This window comes from Limnohabitans sp. T6-20 (assembly GCF_003063505.1).
In the GTDB taxonomy this organism is placed as follows: Bacteria; Pseudomonadota; Gammaproteobacteria; order Burkholderiales; family Burkholderiaceae_C; genus Limnohabitans_A.
The window spans coordinates 806,935-827,330 of sequence record NZ_NERW01000001.1 but is presented as its reverse complement, the minus strand read 5'-3'; the positions used below and the strand labels follow the sequence as shown (position 1 = coordinate 827,330).

Here is a 20,396-nt window from a genome sequence, read left to right as displayed (position 1 = left end):
AGATACCACCCGATCCAACAAGGCTCAGATGGCACCAGCCAAAGGCAAATTGAGCAGCAGGTTTTGCGGCTTGAGCTTGAGCAAGCCCTGCTCGTTCATGGCCAAGCCCAAATAGACCGGCTTGCCCTGCACGTCGGCGCGCATGTCTTGCGGGTTGTCAAAACGCAGCTTGAACAAGCTGATGAGTTGCTGCTGACGCTTGGCGTCCAGCTCGGTGCCTTGGTACAAATCATTGAGCAAAGCCGTGGCCGTGACGTCCAGCCCCACATGCCAGCGCCAGGCCGGGTCGTCCACCTTTTGCACGGGCTCGATCTGCACCGACACGCCCAAAAAGTGTTGAACCCAGCGGGTCAGCACGACCGCCAGCGCTTTGAGGCCCGAGCGGGCATTGACCATTTTCAAGATCAAGCCGTGCGGCAATTCGTTCTGGATTTCGTGCGTCATGTCGAGCAAGAAGGCGTAGCGGCCCAGGCCTTCGCGCTGCGACAGGTAACGGTCTTCATTGTCCTTGTGGAGCACTTTCACATCGACCGCCTTGAGCGGCGCGCCGCCCTCCATCAACAAGCGGCCCATCTCACCCAAGCCGCCTGTGGCTTGCAAGGTGTCGAGCGTGTCGCTGTCACCCGACAGCACACGGCCATCGCGCACGGTGATGCGTTGGCGTCTGAACAGCAGCTCAGCGGCACGCCAGACCCAAGCGTCATCCTCACCGGTCAGCACATTGCACACGATGGCCTGCACCACCAGATCAATGAACAGGGGTGGTAGCTGGATGTTGCCGCTCTGAATCCAGCCCATGTAGGCCGCTTCGAGTGAGCCCGCGCTTTCCACTTCATCGCGAAAACGCAAAAACAGTTTGTAATTTTCACGGACATCGTCGTCCTTGAAATGTTTGTAGTCGGCAGGGGTGACCTGCATGTTGGGCGCATCGGTCAGGGCGGCATGCAAACGCTTTTCGGCCTTGCACGACTCGGGCACCAGCGCGATTTCGGGGCGCTGCAGCCACAGCCGCCAGTAGTCTGGACTGGGCACCAGCCAACCGCGCTCATTGCGCGTCAGGTGTTGATGGCCACAAGCCGTCCAGAAGGTGTGCATGGTGTTTAGAGGTTGGGGGCCAACAAGCGCTGCAAGTCTTTGACTTCCACGCCGCTGCGCTGCGCGAGGTCTTGCACTTGGTCGTCGCCCACTTTGCCGACGTTGAAATACTGCGCTTCGGGGTGCGCGATGTAAAAACCGCTCACGCTGGCTGCAGGCGTCATGGCCAGGCTCTCGGTCAGGCCCATGCCGATGTCTTGGCATTGCAGCAAGTCGAACATGGCTTGTTTGGCACTGTGGTCGGGGCAGGCGGGGTAGCCGGGTGCGGGGCGGATGCCTTGGTATTTTTCGGCAATCAGGTCTGCGTTGCTCAGGGCCTCGCCAGCGGCATAGCCCCACAGGTCGGTGCGCACTTTTTTGTGCAGGCACTCGGCCAAGGCTTCGGCCAGGCGGTCGGCCAGTGACTTGAGCATGATGGCGCTGTAGTCGTCGTGCGCGGCTTCAAAAGCGGCGGCGCGCTTGTCAGCGCCAATGCCTGCGGTGACGGCGAACAGGCCCACATGGTCTGACGCCGTGCCTTGCGGCGCGACGAAGTCGGCCAGGCAACGGCTGGGGCGCATGACACCATCGATCAGGTGTTTCTCGGTTTGCTGACGCATGCCGCGCCAGGTCATGGCGACTTGGCTGCGCGAGGCGTCGGCGTACAGCGCGATGTCGTCGTCATTCACGCTGTTGGCAGGGTACAGGCCCAGCACCGCGTTGGCCGTGACCCAGCGGCCGTCGATGATTTTTTGCAGCATGGCCTGGCCGTCGGCATAGACCTTGCGGGCCTGCTCGCCGACCACTTCGTCATCGAGGATCGCTGGGAATGGCCCGGCCAAGTCCCAAGTCTGGAAGAACGGGCCCCAGTCGATGTATTGCGCGATCTCGGCCAGGTCGTAGTTCTTGAACACACGGCGGCCAATGAACTTGGGCGCGGCGGGCACACCTTGTGACCAGTCGATCGGCGTCTTGTTGGCGCGGGCTTGCGCCAGCGTCCACATGGGCGTTTGTTTTTTGTTGGCGTGCTGCTCGCGCACCTTGACGTAATCGGTGTTCAAGTCGGCGATGAATTTGGCCGCTTGCTCGGACAGCAAGCCCTGCGCCACACCCACGCTGCGCGAGGCATCGGGCACATAGACCACGGGGCCACTGTAGTTGGGCGCGATCTTGACGGCGGTGTGCACGCGGCTGCAGGTGGCACCGCCAATCAGCAGCGGCATTTGACGCTCACGGAAGTAAGGGTCTTTTTCCATCTCGGCCGCCACGTACTGCATCTCTTCGAGGCTGGGCGTGATCAGCCCCGACAGACCGATGATGTCGGCGTTTTCTTCCTTGGCCTTGGCCAAAATTTCGTGGCAGGGCACCATCACGCCCATGTTGACCACTTCAAAGTTGTTGCACTGCAAGACCACTGTGACGATGTTTTTGCCGATGTCATGCACATCGCCCTTGACGGTAGCGATCACGATCTTGCCCTTGGCTTTCACGTCTTCGCCTGCCGCCTCTTGTGCGAGTTTTTCGGCCTCAATGTAGGGCAACAAATGCGCCACGGCCTGCTTCATCACGCGGGCGCTTTTGACCACCTGCGGCAAAAACATCTTGCCCTGGCCGAACAGGTCACCGACCACGTTCATGCCGTCCATCAGCGGGCCTTCGATCACATGCAAAGGGCGACCGTCTTTGGCCAGAATCTCGCGATACGCCTCTTCGGTATCGTCGCTGATGAAGTCGGTGATACCGTGCACCAGCGAGTGGCTCAAGCGCTGCGCCACGCTCACGGGCGCATCGGGTGTGCCGCGCCAGGCCAACTTGGTGCTCTCGTCTTTGGCCGCGCCCTTGGCGCTGTCAGCCACTTCAACCAAACGCTCGCCCGCATCGGGGCGGCGGTTCAGCACCACGTCTTCGACCCGTTCGCGCAGCGTGGGCTCCAAGTCGTCGTACACGCCGACCATGCCCGCGTTCACGATGCCCATGTCCATGCCGGCTTTGATCGCGTGGTACAAGAACACGGTGTGGATGGCCTCGCGCACCGGGTCGTTGCCTCGGAAGCTGAAGGACACGTTGGACACACCGCCCGACACCTTGGCGCCCGGCAGGTTCTGCTTGATCCAGCGCGTGGCTTCGATGAAGTCCACCGCGTAGTTGTTGTGCTCTTCAATGCCGGTGGCGATCGCAAAAATGTTCGGATCAAAAATGATGTCTTCGGGCGGGAAGCCCACCTCGTCCACCAACACGCGGTAAGCGCGTTCGCAAATCTCGATCTTGCGCTCGTAGGTGTCGGCCTGGCCTTTTTCATCAAACGCCATGACCACGGCGGCAGCGCCGTAGCGCTTGACCAGCTTGGCTTGGCGCTTGAACTCGTCAAGACCTTCTTTCATGCTGATCGAATTGACGATGCCCTTGCCCTGGATGCAGCGCAGACCGGCCTCGATCACCGTCCATTTGCTCGAATCCACCATCACCGGCACGCGGGCGATGTCGGGCTCGCCCGCCATCAGGTTCAAAAACCGCACCATGGCCGCCTGGCTGTCGAGCATGGCTTCGTCCATGTTCACGTCGATCACCTGCGCGCCGTTCTCGACCTGCTGACGCGCCACCGCCAAAGCCTGCTCGTACTCGCCGTTCAAAATCATGCGGGCAAAGGCTTTGGAGCCGGTCACGTTGGTGCGCTCACCCACGTTGACAAACAGCGACCCCGTGCCGATGGAGACAGGCTCCAGACCGGACAACTTCATAGGGGGAACAGACACGATTTCGGGCGCGACAACAGACACAGGCTCACCTTGGGCTTACAGGTGAGCGTCGTTGTGCAATGGACAAGCCCCAAGCCTGACCTGCTGCGCCTGTAAGGCGGCGGGCTGCAACGCTCCTTGGGGAAGGGTGGATTTTAACCGGACGCCTGAAAGGGAGCCCCGAAACCCTATTTGCACCAAGATGACAGGTTTGAAGGTTTGAAAACCGCACAATGAGGCATCGACATTGAAGACACCATGACCCTCGCATCCAACCCATTCGCCCTCCAAGGCGCTTCCAACTTCCGCGATCTGGGCGGTTACCTGACCGCAGACGGTCGGCGCGTGCGGCGTGGGCAGGTGTTTCGCTCGGACCATCTGGCGGGGCTGAGCGATGCCGATGTGGCGCGTTTGCAGGCCTTGGGGGTGAGCCACAGTCTGGACTTTCGGGGGGTGGCGGAATACACGGTCACGCCTTATGACATTCCGGGCGTTGAGCGCGTGGCCCTGACGATCGAGCCCACGGTGATCGCCCGCATGCAAGCGCTGGTGGCGCAAGGTATTGTGCCCACCACCGAAGAAACGGTGGAGCTGATGCGCGAAACCTACCGGGATTTTGTGAACCACAACGCGGGCACGTATGGGCGGTTCATGAAGCACTTGCTGGAGCAGCCCACACCGCAGGTGTTTCACTGCACAGCGGGCAAAGACCGCACGGGTTTTGCGGCGGCGCTGGTGCTGTCAGCGCTGGGTGTGGACCGTGCCACCATTGAGCATGACTATCTGTTGACCAACCAACTCTACCGCCGCGACCCGAGCCTGGAAGGCAAGGGCCATCCGCATGTGATGAAGGTGCTCTGGCAGGTGCAGCCCGAGTTTTTGCAGGCGGCGTTTGAAGCGGTGGACGCGCAGCACGGGGGCATGACGGACTATTTGCACGGGGCGATTGGGCTGTCACCACAGGAAGTGGACGAATTGCAGCGCATGCTGCTGGAAGATTGATTCTTTGGTGGGAGCGAGCGTCTGCTCGCGAATGACCACCCCGCCACAGCACACATTCGGCCGCAGGGGCGGCCTCCTGTAAAAAGACAGGGCTTTGTGCCCTCTTGCTTGTCAAGCCCCGTCTTTATCGCCAGTTCTAAAAAAAATCAAGCCGTAGGCAAGCGGTGATCCCGGTACTGTTCGCGCAGCTTGGTCTTGAGCAGTTTGCCAGTGGCCGTGTGCGGCAAGGCGTCCACAAAGACGATGTCATCGGGCAGCCACCATTTGGCAATGCGAGAAGACAAATAGTCCAGCAACTCTTTGGCCTCGACCTGCGCGCCCGCACGGCGCACCACCAGCAAGAGCGGGCGCTCTTGCCACTTGGGATGCGCCACACCGATCACGGCCGATTCGGCCACGCCCGGGTGCGAGTTGGTGGTGTTTTCGACATCGATCGATGAAATCCATTCGCCGCCTGACTTGATCACATCCTTGGCCCGGTCCACGAGTTGCAGATAACCGTCGGGGTCGATGGTGGCAACGTCACCCGTGGGGAAGTAGCCCTCCTCGTCAAGCACCTCACCGCCTTCGCGTCGGTAATACCCACTGGCAATCCACGGGCCGCGCACATGCAGGTGCCCAAACGCCACGCCGTCCCAGGGCAGGGCCTGGCCGTTTTCATCGACGATTTTCAGGTCCACACCCCAGACGCCTCGGCCTTGTTTGAGCTTGGTCTTGATCAATTCTTCGGCAGGCACATTCGCGTGCTTGAGCAGCAGCTTGCTGACCACGCCAATCGGGCTGGTCTCGGTCATTCCCCAGCCTTGCACCACCTCAGCACCGAACTGGTTTTCAAAGCGTTCGAGCATGCCACGCGCCACCGCTGCGCCACCAATGCCCACGCGCTTGACGCCGAGCGATTTAGGGTCCAAGTGCGGGTTCGCGTCCAGGTACTGGAACAGCATCATCCACACCGTGGGCACGCCTTGCGAGAACGTCACCCGCTCCTGCTTCATCAAGTTGTAAACGCTCTCACCGTCCAAGTGCGGGCCAGGCAGCACCAACTTGGCTCCTACCATGGCCGCGGCATACGGCATGCCCCAGGCATTGGCATGGAACATCGGCACGATCAAGAGCAAGGTTTCCGTCGAGCTAACGCCAAAAGTGTCGGGGGCCAGTTCCATCAGCGTGTGCAGCAGTGTGGAGCGGTGCGAATACAAAACGCCCTTGGGGTTACCCGTGGTGCCCGAGGTATAGCACAGCGAAGACGCACTGCGCTCGTCGAACTCGGGCCAGGTGTACTCGCTGCTTTGCGCGGCCAGCAAGTCGTCAAAGCACAGCACATTGGGCACGCCGATGTCGGGCATGTGCGCCTTGTCGGTCATGGCCACAAAAGTCTTGACGGTCTTGAGCGAGGGTGCCAGCTGCGCTACCAGTGGCGCAAAGGTCAGGTCAAAAAACAGCACCTGGTCTTCGGCATGGTTGACGATGTAGTCCACCTGCTCAGGAAACAAGCGCGGGTTGACCGTGTGCAACACCGCGCCGCAGCCCGACACGCCGTAGTACAGCGCCAGGTGGCGGTAAGAGTTCCAGGCCAAGGTCCCGACACGGTCCCCCTGCTTGACCCCCAGCACCTGCATGGCCTGGGCGACTTGCCGGGACATCTGGCCGACACCCTTCCAGGTGGTGCGGTGCACATGCCCTTCGGGCAAGCGCGACACGATTTCAGTGTCAGGGTGGAATCGGGCCGCGTGCTCAATCAATGAAGAAATGAGCAAAGGGCGGTCTTGCATCAGGCCTTGCAACATAAAGGTCTCCTGGAAGGGTGAACAAGGGGAAGCCCATTCGGGCTTCCCGCTTTTGACAGATCAACCGGCGGTGGCCTGCAAGATGGTTTCGTAGGTTTTACCGTTGAAGCGTTGCAGTGCCTTCTTCTGGATCGGGAAGAAATCGTCGGGTGCGGTTTTGATGTCGATGCCTGGGTAAAGCATGGGTGGTATGAAGCTCATGTTGGCCGCCTGCTTCATGATGTTTTCACGGGTGAGGTTGTCGCCGGCCATGCGCAGCACTTGCACCATGGTCGCGGCCGTCGAATAGCCGTTGGCATTCAGGGTGTCTTCCGGGTCGCCGGAGGGGTAATACTGCTTCATGGTGGCGGCGTATTCGGCCGCGTCCTTGTTGCCCGCAGCCGCAGGGTCCATGGGCGTCAGCAAGTAGGTGGAAGAGATGATGCCCACGGCGTTCTCAAGCCCGGCGGGCTTAAGCACGGAACTGGCCGACTGCGACACGCTCACAAGGTACTGGGTGGGCTTGAAGCCAATCTCTGCGGCCTTGCGGATCGCCTGAGCCGCGAACTTGGGCGTCGTGATGCTCACGAACACATCGCAGCCTGCGGACTTGAGGGTGACCATCTGGCTGTCAATGGTGGGGTCGCTGACCTCGTAGGTCAGGTGGTGGGTGATCATGGTCTTGGCCTTGTCGCCCAGACCATCCACCAAGCCCTTGTAGTAGTCCTTGCCGAAGTCGTCGTTTTGCATCAGCACACCGATTTTGGCATTGGGCTTGGTCTGCAAAATGTGCTTGGCATACAAGCGGCCTTCGGCCTGGTAAGTAGGCTGCCAGCCCATGGTCCAGGGGTTGGCCTTGGGGTCGCCAAAACGGGTGGCACCGGTGTTGATGAACAACTGGGGGATTTTTTTGGCATTGAGGTAACGCTGCACTGCGATGTTTTGTGCTGTGCCCAGCGAACCAAACATGAGCAACACTTCGTCTTGCTCGACCAGCTTGCGAGTCTGCTCCACCGACTTGGCCGGGTTGTAGGCATCGTCGAGTGTCATGAAGTTGATCTTGCGGCCATTGATGCCGCCTGTGGCATTAACCTTGTCAAAGTAGGCCTGCATGGCTTTGCCCACCGTGCCGTAAGCAGAAGCGGGGCCGGAATACGGGTTCAGGTTGCCCAGCTTGATTTCGGTGTCGCTGGCACCGGGGTCGTATTTTTTCTGGGCATGCGACACCAAGGGGAAAGCGCTGGCCAGCAACATGCCGGCACCGAGTTTGAGGGACCGGCGCAGACCGGCATCAAAAGATTTGGACATGTTGTCTCCTGGTCGTTATGAAAGAACTTAATCAGGCGCTGAAACACCGCCGCCGAAGGCCTCGTGCTTTGTGCGTCACTTGCATCGTAGAAACCTGACCACTCGGGGGCATCGTCGGAACTGACGATATTGCAAAGGCTTCAGCGCGGAGGGAACTTGGGCTCGCGTTTCTCGAGGAAGGCGCGCACGCCTTCGGCAAATTCAGGCCGGTCGATCAGCTCGCGCTGGCGCGAGGCCTCATAGTGCAGCTGCGCTTGCAAGCTGGCACTCTCGGCGTGGTCGTAGGTGCGCCGGATTTCATGCGCTGCATGGGCGGGCAGTTGTGCCAGACGCTGCGCCAACGACTGGGCTTGATCAGCCAACTCTGCGTCTTCCACGCAAGCCCAGATCAAGCCCCAGTCGAGGGCCTGCTTCGCAGACAGTCGCTCTCCCAGCAAGCTCAGGCCCACGGCGCGGGCACGCCCTGCTGAGCGCTGCAAAAACCAGGTGCTGCCCAGGTCCGGCACGATGCCCAAGCGCGGCATGAAGGGGAAATAAAAGTAAGCCGACTGAGCCGCCACCACAATGTCTGCCGCCAGCGCCACGCCCACACCTGCACCTGCACAGGGGCCATTGACCGCGCTCACCACCGGAAACGGCAGACTGCGGATGTCTTCGATCAGGCGGTTGGACAGCGCCTCCATGGCGTCGGCCGTTTGCTCGCCCAGGCTTTGGTCAGAAGGTGGGCGCATGCTGCCCAAATCGGCCCCCACGCAAAAGGCCTTGCCCACGCCGGTGATGACCAGTGCCCGCACCGAGCGGTCTTCACGCAGGGCTGCCAATTGCTCGCGCATCGCCACTTGCAGCTGCTGCGCCAAGGGGTTCAGCCGCTGCGGAATATTCAGGCGCAGCCAAGCCACATCTCCTTGGCGCTCCAGCAGGATAGGGTTGTCATAGGTCATGGTGTCTCCAACAAATCAGTGGCTTCGGGCAGATCGGCAGGCCTGCAACTTGCGCAGCAGACCCACCACGCCGCCGGGCATAACAAACATCAGCAAGATCAGCACCACGCCATACACCGCCCAAGGCGCGGCCTTGGACACTTTTTCGGCCAGGTTGGGCACGAACATGATGAAGATCGCCCCATACAAAGCGCCCCAGAGCGTGCCCACACCGCCCACCACAATGCCCACCAGCAAAGAGATCGACAGGAACAGGGTGAACGAGTCGGGCGAGACAAACTGCACCGCAATCGCCGACAAGGCACCGCCAACGCCGGTGTAGGCTGCCGACACGCCAAAGGTCATGGACTTGTAATGCCGGTTGTCCACGCCCATGGCTTCGGCCGCCATGGCGTGGTCGCGGATGGCCCGCATGGCCCGGCCCGTGCCGCTTTGCAGCAGGTTGTGCGCGATCCAGAACATCACCACCGCCACCGCCAAGGCAAACAAGTACAACCATTGGTCTTGCGTGAGCGGTAGGCCCCAAGGCGCATCGGGCTTCATCAGCACAATGCCTTGCACACCGCCGGTCCAGGCCTCAAGGTGTTTGTATTTAAGCAATTGCGGCATGGCCACACCGAGCGCAAAAGTGGCCAGTGCCAGGTACAGGCCTTCGAGCTTGAGCGCAGGTCGGCCAAACAGATAACCGATCAACAGGCACACCACCGCTGCGGCAGGCACCGTGGCCCAGTAGGGCACATCGGCATGTTCCATCAGGATGCCGGTGACATAGGCCCCCAGCGCAAAGAAGGCCCCGTGACCCAGCGAAATCTGACCGTTGTAGCCGGTCAGCATGTTCAGGCCCACCAGCGCGATCGCATAGGCCACCACCATGGTGGCCTGAAACAGCTGGTAGCCCTTGGCCACAAAGGCCAGGCCCACGGCCAGAATCAGCAGCACCAGCAAACCGGCTTTGACGGTGCGCTCCGACAAACCGGCAACGGCCGTCGGCAAAGAGGCGTTCAGGGTCGCACTCGGTTTCATGGTTCAGACCCTCGTCACAATTTTTTTGCCCAGCAGGCCCGAGGGCCGCACGATCAGCACCCCAACGATCAGCACCAGCGCCACCGTCAGTTTGAGCTCGGTGCCCACCACATAGCTGCCCATCAGGTTTTCCAGCACGCCCACAATGAAGCCGCCCAGCACCGCGCCCACCGGGTTGTCGATGCCGCCGATCAAGGCGCCCGCAAACGCGTAGAGCAAGACGCCGGTCATCATGTTGGGGTCCAGAAACACCACCGGGGCCACCATCATCCCGGCCACGGCACCAATGGCGCCGGCCAGGCCCCAGCCCAGCATCAGCATGCGCCCGACCGAGATGCCCACCAGGCGCGACGAGTTGGCGTTTTGCGCTGCCGCCCGCATGGCCAAGCCCAGGGGCGTGAAGCGGAAAAATGAGAACAACAGAGCCACCATGACCAGCGCCACAAAAATGGCCCCCACCTCGTGTGCCGACATGAGCTGCGAGCCATACCAAGCCCCCGCCGGAAAAGGACTGGGGAAGGTCTTGATGGTGTAGCCAAACAGCCAGCCCGCCAGGCTGTGGAAGATCACCAGCAAACCGATGAAGACCACCACCACCGACAACTCGGGCGCGCTGTGCATGGGCCGGATCACGGCAAACTCGATGGCCGCGGCCAGCACAAAAGACAGCACCACCGTCAGCGCAAAAGCCCCCCAATACGGCAGCCCCGCGTCCAGCAGCATCCAGGCCAGAAAGGTGGAGAACATGGCCATCTCGCCTTGCGCGAAGTTGATGTGGTGCGTCGCCTGGTAAATCATCACCAGGGCCAGCGCCACACTGGCATAAATACCGCCCGTGGCCAGACCGGAGAGTGTTTGGTGCAGCAATTCATTCATCGGTCAATCCCTTATTCGCCCAGATAGGCGCGGCGCACCGCATCGTTGCTGCGCATGTCACTCGACGGGCCGTGCAGCACCACGCGGCCGGTCTCCAACAGGTAGGCGGTGTCTGCAATGTCCAGCGCCAGCTTGGCGTTTTGTTCCACCAACAAGATGGACACCTTTTGCTCTTGGTTGATGCGCCGCATGATGGCAAAGATGTCCTTGACCACGAGCGGTGCCAAACCAAACGAGGGTTCGTCGAGCAACAGCAAGCGAGGCCGACCCATCAGAGCGCGGCCAATCGCCAGCATCTGTTGCTCGCCGCCCGACAAGGTGCCCGCCTGCTGGCTGGCCCGTTCACGCAGGCGAGGAAAGTAGCCGTAGACCTTGTCCATGTCTTCGGCTTGCCCCTCTCGGCTGGCGCGGCTGAACGCGCCCAGGCGCAGGTTTTCTTCGGTGGTCAGCGCCATGAAGGTGCCGCGCCCATCGGGCACATGGCCCACACCCAGGCGGGCAATCTGTTCGGTGTTGCGGCTGTTCAAGGCCACGCCGTCGAGGGTGATGCTGCCGGTGGTCTGCACCATCAACTGGCACAGCGCCCGCAAGGTGGTGGTCTTGCCCGCGCCGTTGGCACCCAGCAAGGCCGTGACCTGGCCCTCGGCCACGTCCAGGTTCAGCCCGTGCAGCACTTGGGTGTTGCCATAACGCGCATGCAGGTCGCGCACTTCCAGCAGCGTGCTCATGGCTGTCCTCCGCCGGGCCGTCCCAAGGTGGACAGGGCCCCCTCGGGGGGCAGTGCGTACACGCAGTGACGAACGTGGGGGTTCATTGTTCTTCCTCTGATTCGCCCAAGTAGGCACGGATCACCTCGGGGTGCTGGCGCACCTGCGCAGGCGTGCCCTCGGCGATCTTCTTGCCAAAGTTGAGCGCCACCACCCGGTCCGAAATGCCCATGACCAGGCCCATGTGGTGCTCCACCAGCAGCACCGTGACCTTCAGGCGGTCACGGATGTCGCGGATCATCTCGCCCAGGCTGTGCAGTTCTTCGTGGTTCAAGCCGCAAGCGGGCTCGTCGAGCAGCAACAACTGCGGCTGCGAGGCCAGGGCACGTGCCAACTCCACCCGCTTTTGCGTGCCAAAAGGCAAGTCGCCCACCACACGGTGGGCCTCGGCCTGCAGGCCCAAAAATTCGATCAGCTCATCGGCCTTGGCCGCCGCTTGCGCTTCCACTTGCGCCACACCGGGCAGGCGAAACGCATTGCGCAAAAAGCCCGCATGGTGCTGGCTGTGGCTGCCAACGAGCACGTTTTCACGCACCGTCATGGTTTTGAACAGCGCCAAGTTCTGGAAGGTGCGTCCGATGCCCAGACCGGCCATGCGGTGACGCGGCAACTGGTTGAGCGCTTGACCGTTCCAGGCGATGGTGCCGCTGTCGCACACATACAGGCGCGAAAGGCAATTGAACAAGGTGCTTTTGCCCGCGCCGTTGGGGCCGATCAGGGCACAAATCTCACCCCGATTCACGTCGAACGACACCCCGTCCAGGGCCACGATGCCGCCAAAGCGGACTGTGACACCTGAGATGCTGAGCAGGGGCTGGCCGGATTCAGGCGCGCTGCTGTGCATCACAGACGCTCGATGATGGTCACATTGGCCATGCCGCCGCCTTCGCACATGGTTTGCAGGCCGTAGCGCTTGCCCCGCTGAGCCAGCGCGTGCACGAGGGTGGTCATGAGCTTGGTGCCCGAAGCACCCAGCGGGTGGCCCAGCGCGATCGCGCCGCCGTTGACGTTCAGGCGCGCCGGGTCGGCCCCCAGCGCCTTGAGCCAAGCCAGCGGCACCGAGGCAAAGGCTTCGTTGACTTCGTAGAGGTCGATGTCGTCGATCTTCATGCCCGCTTTTTTCAGGGCCCGTTCGGTGGCGGGGATGGGGGCTTCGAGCATGATGACCGGGTCGTGGCCGATCATGGTCATGTGGTGGATGCGGGCCAGGGGCTGCACGCCCAGGGCTTTCAGGCCGCGCTCGTTGACGATCATCACGCCTGTAGCGCCGTCGCAAATCTGGCTGGCATTGGCGGCAGTAATGACACCGCCTTCTTGCAGCAGCTTGACACTCTGGATGCTCTCCAGCGACGCTTCGGCGCGGATGCCCTCGTCAGCGCTGTGCATCTCACCCGTTGCGCCGCCGTCTGCGGTGCGCACCGCCACGGGCAAAATTTCGTTCTTGAATGCGCCCGCCTGGGTCGCGGCCAAGGCGCGCTGGTGGCTCAGTAAGGCGTAACGGTCCAGCTCGTCTTTGCTCAGACCGTATTTGCGGGCCATCATCTCGGCGCCCACAAACTGGCTGAAGGCCACGTTGTTGTAACGCTGGTTGACCAAATCACTTTGGTAAGAACCCATGCCCGCCTTGGAGGCCAGCGACGAGGGACTGAACATGGGCACCCGCGTCATGGACTCGACGCCCGCTGCGATCACGATGTCCATCGCACCCGACATGACGGCCTGCGCCGCAAAGTGCACCGCCTGTTGCGACGAGCCGCACTGCCGGTCAATCGAGGTGCCGGGCACCGACTCGGGCAGGCGCGAGGCCAGCACCGCATTGCGCGCCACGTTGGTGGATTGCTCGCCCACCTGGCTCACGCAACCCATGAACACGTCCTCGATCAGCGCCGGATCGGCCCCGGTGCGGTCCACCAAGTCGTTCAGAACCTGCGCCGCCAGATCCACCGGGTGCCAGCCGGACAGGCGCCCGCCCCGACGCCCGCCTGCGGTGCGGGTGGCGGCGACGATGAATGCTTCAGACATGTTGTGTTCCCCGAAAGTTAGCCAATGAAGGTCATTCTGGTGTCCACCCCCGCCCACCCACATCGTCAGAACAGACGATTTTGGGCGAAGCGGGGTAACAGAAAGCGCGGTGCTCGGCTCAGCGCGGTGCCATGCGGATGGCCCCGTCGATGCGGATGCATTCGCCGTTGAGGTAGCGGTTGGTGATCAGGGTTTCTGCAAGGTGGGCGTATTCGTGGGGCTCGCCCAAGCGTTTGGGGAAAGGCACCGTCGCGGCGAGCGCGGCCTTGACGTTGTCGGGCGCGGCTTGCAGCAACGGGGTGTTGAAGATGCCGGGCAAGATGGTGTTGACGCGGATGCCGTCGCCCATCAGGTCGCGGGCAATGGGCAGCGTCATGCCCACGATACCCGCCTTGCTGGCCGAGTAGCTGGCTTGGCCCATCTGCCCGTCTTGCGCCGCGACCGAGGCGGTGTTGATGATCACGCCGCGCTCGCCGTCTTCTTGCGGCGTGAGGGTCAGCATGCCTGCGGCCGACTTGGCGATGCAGCGGAATGTGCCCACCAGGTTGATCTGGATAATGCGGTCAAAGTTGGCGGTGGGGAAGGACCGGATTTCGCCCGTGGCCTTGTCGCGGCTGGCGGTCTTGATGGCGTTGCCCGTGCCTGCGCAGTTGACCAGGATGCGCTCCTGGCCCAGCGCCGCACGCGCTTTGGCAAACCCGGCATCGACCTGCTCTTCGGAGGTCACATCGACTTTGCAGAAGACACCCCCCAACTCTTGTGCCAGGGCTTCGCCCTGCACCTCGTTCAGGTCAAACAAGGCCACCTTGACGCCATGGCTGGCCAGTTGCCGGGCTGTGGCGGCGCCCAGGCCCGAGGCTCCGCCGGTGATGACGGCTGTCACTTGTGAATCGAGTTTCATGGATGTGTCTCCTGATGTTCAAACGGGGTAATAACGCTGGCCTGTGGCGGCCATCTCGCGCATGCGGGCGGTGGGGGCGTAAGCCGCGCCCAGGTGTTGCCAGCGTTCGCAGCGGGCCACCACTTCTGGCAGGCCCAGCCAGTCGGCGTATTTGAGTGGGCCGCCCGCGTAGGCCGGAAAGCCGATGCCCAGCAGCATGGCCATGTCCAGCTCGGCGGCGCTGCCGACCACGCCGTCTTCGAGCGCGTGCGCGGCTTCGACGAGCAGCGGCAGCATCATGCGGTCCTGGATGTCTTGCGCGCTGAAGTCTTTGACGCCCTGCGGCTGGATGGACGCCAGCAGCGCGTGGCTGTCGGGTGCGGGGCTGCGGCGGGGTTTGCCGGTGGGGTCGACTTCGTAGCGGTAAAAGCCGATGCCGTTTTTCTGGCCAAAGCGACCCTGGCTGGCCATCAGGCGCAAGGCGTCGTGTTCCAGGCGCGGCATGCGCTCGGGGTAACCGGCCGAGATCACATCGCTCACATGGCTGCCCGTGTCCATGCCCACCACGTCTTCGAGGTAGGCCGGACCCATGGGCCAGCCAAAGGCTTCCATCACCTGATCGACCTTCACAAAGTCCGCGCCGTCACGCACCAGTTCCAAAAAGCCGCGCATGTAGGCCGTCAGGATGCGGTTGACCAAAAAGCCCGGGCAGTCCTTGACCACGATGGGCACCTTGCCCATGGCGGCCGCGTAGCCCACGGCGGTAGACAAGGCCTCGGGCTGCGTGTGGCTGCCCTGCACCACTTCGACCAGCGGCATCACATGCACCGGGTTGAAAAAGTGCATGCCCACAAATCGCCCGGGGTGCTTCAGGGCCGCGGCCATGTCGTCGATGCGCAGGCTGGAGGTGTTGGACGCGATCACGGTGTCTACGGCCAGGTGCCCTTCCAGATCGGCCAGCACGGTTTTCTTGACGGCCAGGTTCTCGACAATGGCTTCGACGACGCAGTCAACTTGGTCAAACCCTTCCAAGCCCAGCTGCGGGGTGATCGAGGCCAGCACCTTGTCGGCCTTGGCCGCGTCCATGCGGCCCGCCTTGACCTGGCGTTGCAGCAGCTTGCCCGCTTCATTCATGCCTTGATCGAGCCCGCTTTGCTGGATGTCTTTCATGCGCACGGGCACGCCTTTGAGTGCGCTGGTGTAGGCGATGCCACCGCCCATGATGCCCGCGCCCAGCACGGCCGCATGCTTCACGGGGCGGCCTGCTTTGGCATGGCGCTTGGCGATTTTCTTGATGGCCTGGTCGTTCAAAAAGGTCTGCACCATGGCCACCGCCGCCTGAGTGCGTGCCACCTCGCCAAAGGCTTTAGCCTCCAGCGCCAGCGCCCCTGCGCGGTCACGCAAAGCAGCCTCGGCCATCATCTCCACCGCCATGCGGGCCGCAGGTTGGTGCGGCGCGTCGGTGCGTGCCAAGCTGTCCAACTGGGCGGCGCTCACCGCCTGCACCTCGCTCGCAGCCATGGCCACGGGCTCTCGCTTGCGCTGCTGGCGCGCTGACCAGTCCACCTCGCCTTGCATGGCGCGGCGCAGCCAGTCCAGGGCGCGTTCGCGCAGTTGTTCGGGTGGGGCCGTGTCGTCCACCACCCCGGCGGCCAGCGCAGCGGGGGCCTTTTGGGGTTTGCCGCTGGCCACCCAGTCCATGGCCGAAGCCACGCCCGCCAGGCGCGACAAACGCACCGTGCCGCCAAAGCCCGGGAACAAGCCCAGCTTGACCTCGGGCACACCCACCTGCGCCGTGGTGGACATGACGCGCAGGCTCCCCGACACCGCCATCTCCAACCCGCCGCCCAGCGCAAAGCCATTGATCGCCACCACGGTGGGCACGGGCAGGTCTTCAAACGCGACAAACACCTCGTTGCTGTGGGCCACACCGGCGGTGATCTGCGCCGCTGACTGGCTGAACTTGGCACCGAACTCGGTGATGTCAGCGCCCACGATGAACACGTCTTTGGTGCTGGTGACCAGCACGCCCTTGAGGCCCGGCTGGGCCGCCAGCGCCTGGGTCGCCTGGCGCAACTCGTTCACGGTGCGGTCGTCGAGCTTGTTGATCGACTCGCCTTGGCGGTCAAACAGCAGCTCAAACACCCCGGCCTCGGCCAGCGGAACAACTCGGATACTTTGGCCTTGAAACACTGAAACTCTCCTGATGGCGGCACGGTACCGCCTTCGATTCAGTCTAAAAAGCTGCCCCTTGCGTCGCATCGTCTGAAGCGACGAAATCAGGGCTGGTCTTGGTTATGACCTTGCAGCCTCCGGCGCAGGCACTTGCCACATGACAAACCGGTGACCTGTCAGCCACAAGCCCAAGGTGATAATGAAAACCATCTACTTCACCGCCACATGCCGTCCCCCAGCGAACCCGCCGCCCTGACCAGCCTGACAGCATCCAGCGCCATCACGTTGGGTCTTGAAAGCAAGTTCAACCCCCCCGCCCATGACGCCTCGCAGGTGGCGCGCGCTGGCCTGTGCGAGACGATCTGCCGGGGCGCCGGGCAACTGGTGCTGGTGCGGGCCCCGGCCGGTTTTGGCAAGACCACCGCCATGATGCAGGCGCGCGTGCGTCTGGAAGATGCTGGCGTGGCCACCGCCTGGCTGACCCTGGACCGGGCCGACAACGACGTTTCGCGTTTTCTGAACTGCCTGGACACCGCCGTGCGGCAGCTGGGCCTGCCGGGCAACGACACGGTGCAGGCCTTGTCGCGCATCGACACGCCGTTTGCGTTGTTTCTGGACGAGTTCGAGGCCATCCACGAAGCGTCGCTGCTGAGCATCGTGCGTGAGATTGCGCACCACCTGCCGCGCCAGGGCTTGCTGGTGATCGGCTCGCGCAGTCTGCCGCAAATTGGCCTGGCGCGCCTGCGGGTGCGCGGCCAGCTGATCGAGATCGACGCCGAGCGTCTGCGCTTCAGCCTGCAAGACACCGCCCGTTTTTTTGAGCAGCGCCCACACCCCCACAAGCTCAGCAGTGACCAGCTGTTTCGCTTGCACGAAAAAACCGAAGGCTGGGTGGCCGCCTTGTGGCTGGCCGCGATGGCGCTGGATGGCGCGGTGAACCCGGAAGATTTTGTGACCCGGTTTTCGGGCTCGAACCGGGCCGTGGCCGACTACCTGGCCGAAGACGTGCTGGCCAGGCAACCGGCCACCACGCGGCGATTTTTGCTGCGCACCAGCATCTTGAGGCAGCTCGACGCCTCGGTGTGCGCCGCCCTCAACCCGCATGTCGACTGCGCGGCCCTCTTGCAGCAGCTGGACGCCGACCACCTGTTTTTGACCCCGGTGGCCAGCGAACTGCCCACCTGGCGCTACCACAGCCTGTTTGCCGACCACCTGCGCCAGCAACTGCAGCATGAACATCCGGATGATGTGGCCCGGCTGCACTTGGCGGCCTCCGGCTGGTACGAGTCACAAGGCCGACCGGTGCCCGCGATCGAGCACGCCATCGAGGGCGGTGACTTTCCGCTGGCCATGCAATTGCTGGAGCAGCACGCCGAAGACTTTCTGGAACAAGGCCGCATGCGCATGCTGTACCGCTGGTGCAGCAGCCTGCCTGCCGCCGAGCTGCGGCAGCGCCCGCGACTGGTGATGGCCGCGGTGTGGGCGACCGGTTTCACGCGTGGCCCCTGGAGCGCCATGGACATGCTTGAACAGCAAGAAGCCACTGGCCTGCTGGACACGCGCTTTCAAAGCGACGCGATGTGCGTGCGCCCGCTGCTGCTGGCCATGCAGGACCGCAACGAAGAAGCCCTGGCCGCTGGACGCCAGGCGCTGGAGCGGCTGCCCACCGGCAACCACTTTGCAGACACCACCTTGCTCAACGCCATGGCGCACACCACGGCCATGGCAGGGCAACCCCGGCAAGCGCAACAGCTGCTGGACGCCGCCAAAAAGCAGCACAGCGACAACAGCACCTTCAACCGCATGTACAGCGAATCGACCGAAGGCTTGCTCGATTTGCAACAAGGCCGCCTGCGCCAGGCCAGTGCGCGTTTTCGACTGGCAGTGGACGCCACGCATGCGGTGAACCTGCTGCACACCCACGGCAACGCCTGGGCGGGCGTGCTGTACGCCAGCATCGTCTACGAAGCCAACGCGCTCGACGAAGCCGACCACCTGCTCAACGTGTACTTGCCTGTGGCCCGCGATGTGGGTCTGCCCGACCACATGATTTTGAGCCACGCCATGCGCTCGCGCATCGCCTTCATTCAGGGAGATGTGGATGCCGCCTGGCAAGCCATCACCGAACTCGAATACCTGGGGCACCAGCGCAAGCTGCCCCGCGTGGTGGTGAGCGCCAAGCTCGAACGTGCCCATTTGCTGCTTTTGCAAGGCCACGGCCTCGCCGCCCATGACGAGCTGGAAAGGGCCAATGACCCCGCCGTGTGGCAGCGTGAACAAGGCCAGCGCCTCTTGGCCAACGACATCGAATACATGGCCTTGGCCCGCATCCGCTGGGAAACCGCTTTTGGCGATGCCACTCGAGCGCTGCGACTGGCCGATGCCGAACTGGACACCGCCGTTGCCGCCGCGCGCCATCGGCGCATACTGAGCCTGCGCTTGCTGCGTGCCATGGCGTTGTACCGCGTGGGCGACACACCTGCCGCCTTTTCGACCCTGGGCACAGCACTGCAATGGGCCTGCCAGGAAGGCTTCATGCGGCAAATCCTCGACGAAGGCCCGGCCCTGGGTGCGTTGGTGCAGCGTTACCAAGCGCAGCACAACCACAGCGCGGTGCGTGACCCGCTCATGGGCGACTACCTGCAGCGGCTGTTGCAAGCCTTTGGCCCGCTGCCCGTGGATGTGGAAAAACTGCCCACGCCCACCCAAGGCCCGCTGGAGCCCCTAACCCGCAAGGAAATCCGGGTGCTGCAGTTGCTGGTGGAGGGCTACTCCAACAGCGCCATGGCCGAAAAACTATACGTCTCGGACAGCACGGTGCGCACGCACCTGCGCAACATCAACATGAAGCTCGACGCCCACAGCCGCACCCAGGCCGTGGCGATTGCGCGGCGTTTGGGCTTGATCGGTTAAGTGCCTGCGGCTGATCAGCCTTGGCGCTGCTGACGGTCCGTCGCGTTCTTTTTCGCGATGCTGTCGCGGGCGTTTTGCCAGTCGGCGTCGGTCCAGCTGGCCAGGTGCGCAAAGTTGCCGCCCGTGGCCTGGTACTGCGCGCCGTCGATGGCAATCGTCTGGCCGTTCAGGTAATCCGAGCCTGGCCCCATCAAAAACACCGCCAAATTGGCCAGCTCGGACATGCGGCCCGTGCGGCCCATGGGGTTGCCCACGGCTTTGTGCTCCCCGCCGCCCGGGTTCAGGCGGGCGCTCATGCCCTCGGTCGGGAACAGGCCCGGCGCGATGGCGTTCAGGCGGATGCCGCGCCCGCCCCACTCCACCGCCAGCGACTGGGTCATGGCGTTGAGCCCCGCCTTGGCCATGGCCGAGGGCACGGTGAAGGCCGAGCCGTTCCACACCCAGGTGGTGAGGATGGAGATCACCGATGCCTTGCGGCCCTCGGCCAGCCAACGCTTGCCGCATTCGAGCGTCATGTAGAAGCTGCCGCGAAACACGATGTTCGCAATCGCATCGAAAGCGCGCGAAGAAAGGTCTTCGGTGCGGCTCACAAAGTTGCCCGCAGCATTGTTGATGAGCCCGTCCAGCGGCCCGTGGGTTTGCCAGATGCTGTCGAGCATGGCCTGGATGGCTTCGTCGCTGCGAACGTCACACACCCAGGGCACCACGCGCCCGCCGTGCTGGGCCATCAGCTCGCTCGCGGTTTGCTCGACCACTGCACCGCGGCGCCCGCAGATGTGGATCTCGGCCCCCAGCAACAACAAGGCTTCGCTCATCACGCGACCCAGGCCCGTGCCGCCGCCGGTGACCAACACGCGCTGACCTGTGAGCAAGCCGGGTTTATAAATCAAGTCTTCAAGCGTCATGGCATGTCC

15 protein-coding genes and 1 riboswitch are annotated in these 20,396 nt (G+C 62.9%); of the genes, 2 read left to right on the top strand and 13 right to left on the bottom strand.

Translation table 11 applies throughout. The features are described from left to right. Positions 1 to 24: 24 nt before the first annotated feature. Both B9Z33_RS03875 and metH read right to left on the bottom strand, forming a co-directional pair. A complete protein-coding gene (locus B9Z33_RS03875) occupies positions 25 to 1,095 on the bottom strand; it encodes a DUF6352 family protein (RefSeq protein ID WP_108285660.1) in 1,071 nt (356 codons plus the stop codon). A 5-nt stretch (positions 1,096 to 1,100) separates the two neighbouring features. Further along, on the bottom strand, positions 1,101 to 3,812 hold the full coding sequence (metH, locus tag B9Z33_RS03870; protein WP_108285659.1) for a methionine synthase: 2,712 nt from the start codon (positions 3,810 to 3,812) through the stop codon (positions 1,101 to 1,103). A 55-nt stretch (positions 3,813 to 3,867) separates the two neighbouring features. Then, a riboswitch (S-adenosyl-L-homocysteine riboswitch) is annotated at positions 3,868 to 3,955 on the bottom strand. 112 nt (positions 3,956 to 4,067) lie between these two features. Between metH and B9Z33_RS03865 the strand changes: the two genes are divergently transcribed. Next, complete coding sequence (locus B9Z33_RS03865; protein WP_108285658.1) at positions 4,068 to 4,811, top strand: tyrosine-protein phosphatase; 744 nt, start codon at positions 4,068 to 4,070, stop codon at positions 4,809 to 4,811. 146 nt (positions 4,812 to 4,957) lie between these two features. Here B9Z33_RS03865 and B9Z33_RS03860 read toward each other — a convergent pair whose 3' ends face one another. From B9Z33_RS03860 to fadB, 10 genes are all read right to left on the bottom strand, one after another. After that, positions 4,958 to 6,598, bottom strand: coding sequence for a 3-(methylthio)propionyl-CoA ligase (locus B9Z33_RS03860; RefSeq protein WP_108285657.1), 1,641 nt, complete (start codon positions 6,596 to 6,598; stop codon positions 4,958 to 4,960). A 60-nt stretch (positions 6,599 to 6,658) separates the two neighbouring features. After that, entirely contained in the window at positions 6,659 to 7,885 is a 1,227-nt protein-coding gene (locus B9Z33_RS03855; protein ID WP_108285656.1) for an ABC transporter substrate-binding protein, read from the bottom strand. A 140-nt stretch (positions 7,886 to 8,025) separates the two neighbouring features. After that, entirely contained in the window at positions 8,026 to 8,826 is an 801-nt protein-coding gene (locus tag B9Z33_RS03850; protein WP_108285655.1) for an enoyl-CoA hydratase-related protein, read from the bottom strand. 15 nt (positions 8,827 to 8,841) lie between these two features. Beyond that, a complete protein-coding gene (locus tag B9Z33_RS03845) occupies positions 8,842 to 9,849 on the bottom strand; it encodes a branched-chain amino acid ABC transporter permease (protein ID WP_108285654.1) in 1,008 nt (335 codons plus the stop codon). 3 nt (positions 9,850 to 9,852) lie between these two features. Then, on the bottom strand, positions 9,853 to 10,725 hold the full coding sequence (locus tag B9Z33_RS03840; protein ID WP_108285653.1) for a branched-chain amino acid ABC transporter permease: 873 nt from the start codon (positions 10,723 to 10,725) through the stop codon (positions 9,853 to 9,855). An 11-nt stretch (positions 10,726 to 10,736) separates the two neighbouring features. Next, positions 10,737 to 11,453: an ABC transporter ATP-binding protein gene (locus B9Z33_RS03835; RefSeq protein WP_108285652.1), complete on the bottom strand. Its 717-nt coding sequence runs from the start codon at positions 11,451 to 11,453 to the stop codon at positions 10,737 to 10,739. A gap of 82 nt (positions 11,454 to 11,535) precedes the next feature. After that, a complete protein-coding gene (locus B9Z33_RS03830; protein ID WP_108285651.1) occupies positions 11,536 to 12,336 on the bottom strand; it encodes an ABC transporter ATP-binding protein in 801 nt (266 codons plus the stop codon). After that, complete coding sequence (locus B9Z33_RS03825; RefSeq protein ID WP_108285650.1) at positions 12,336 to 13,514, bottom strand: acetyl-CoA C-acetyltransferase; 1,179 nt, start codon at positions 13,512 to 13,514, stop codon at positions 12,336 to 12,338. The genes B9Z33_RS03830 and B9Z33_RS03825 overlap by 1 nt, the downstream gene beginning before the upstream one ends. A gap of 118 nt (positions 13,515 to 13,632) precedes the next feature. After that, on the bottom strand, positions 13,633 to 14,415 hold the full coding sequence (locus tag B9Z33_RS03820) for an SDR family NAD(P)-dependent oxidoreductase (protein ID WP_108285649.1): 783 nt from the start codon (positions 14,413 to 14,415) through the stop codon (positions 13,633 to 13,635). 18 nt (positions 14,416 to 14,433) lie between these two features. Continuing rightward, positions 14,434 to 16,587: a fatty acid oxidation complex subunit alpha FadB gene (fadB, locus tag B9Z33_RS03815; RefSeq protein WP_108285648.1), complete on the bottom strand. Its 2,154-nt coding sequence runs from the start codon at positions 16,585 to 16,587 to the stop codon at positions 14,434 to 14,436. A 207-nt stretch (positions 16,588 to 16,794) separates the two neighbouring features. Between fadB and B9Z33_RS03810 the strand changes: the two genes are divergently transcribed. Beyond that, positions 16,795 to 19,482, top strand: a complete 2,688-nt coding sequence (locus B9Z33_RS03810) for a LuxR C-terminal-related transcriptional regulator (RefSeq protein ID WP_108285647.1) — start codon at positions 16,795 to 16,797, stop codon at positions 19,480 to 19,482. A gap of 14 nt (positions 19,483 to 19,496) precedes the next feature. Here B9Z33_RS03810 and B9Z33_RS03805 read toward each other — a convergent pair whose 3' ends face one another. Continuing rightward, complete coding sequence (locus B9Z33_RS03805) at positions 19,497 to 20,387, bottom strand: SDR family oxidoreductase (RefSeq protein WP_108285646.1); 891 nt, start codon at positions 20,385 to 20,387, stop codon at positions 19,497 to 19,499. Between the last annotated feature and the right edge of the window lie 9 nt (positions 20,388 to 20,396).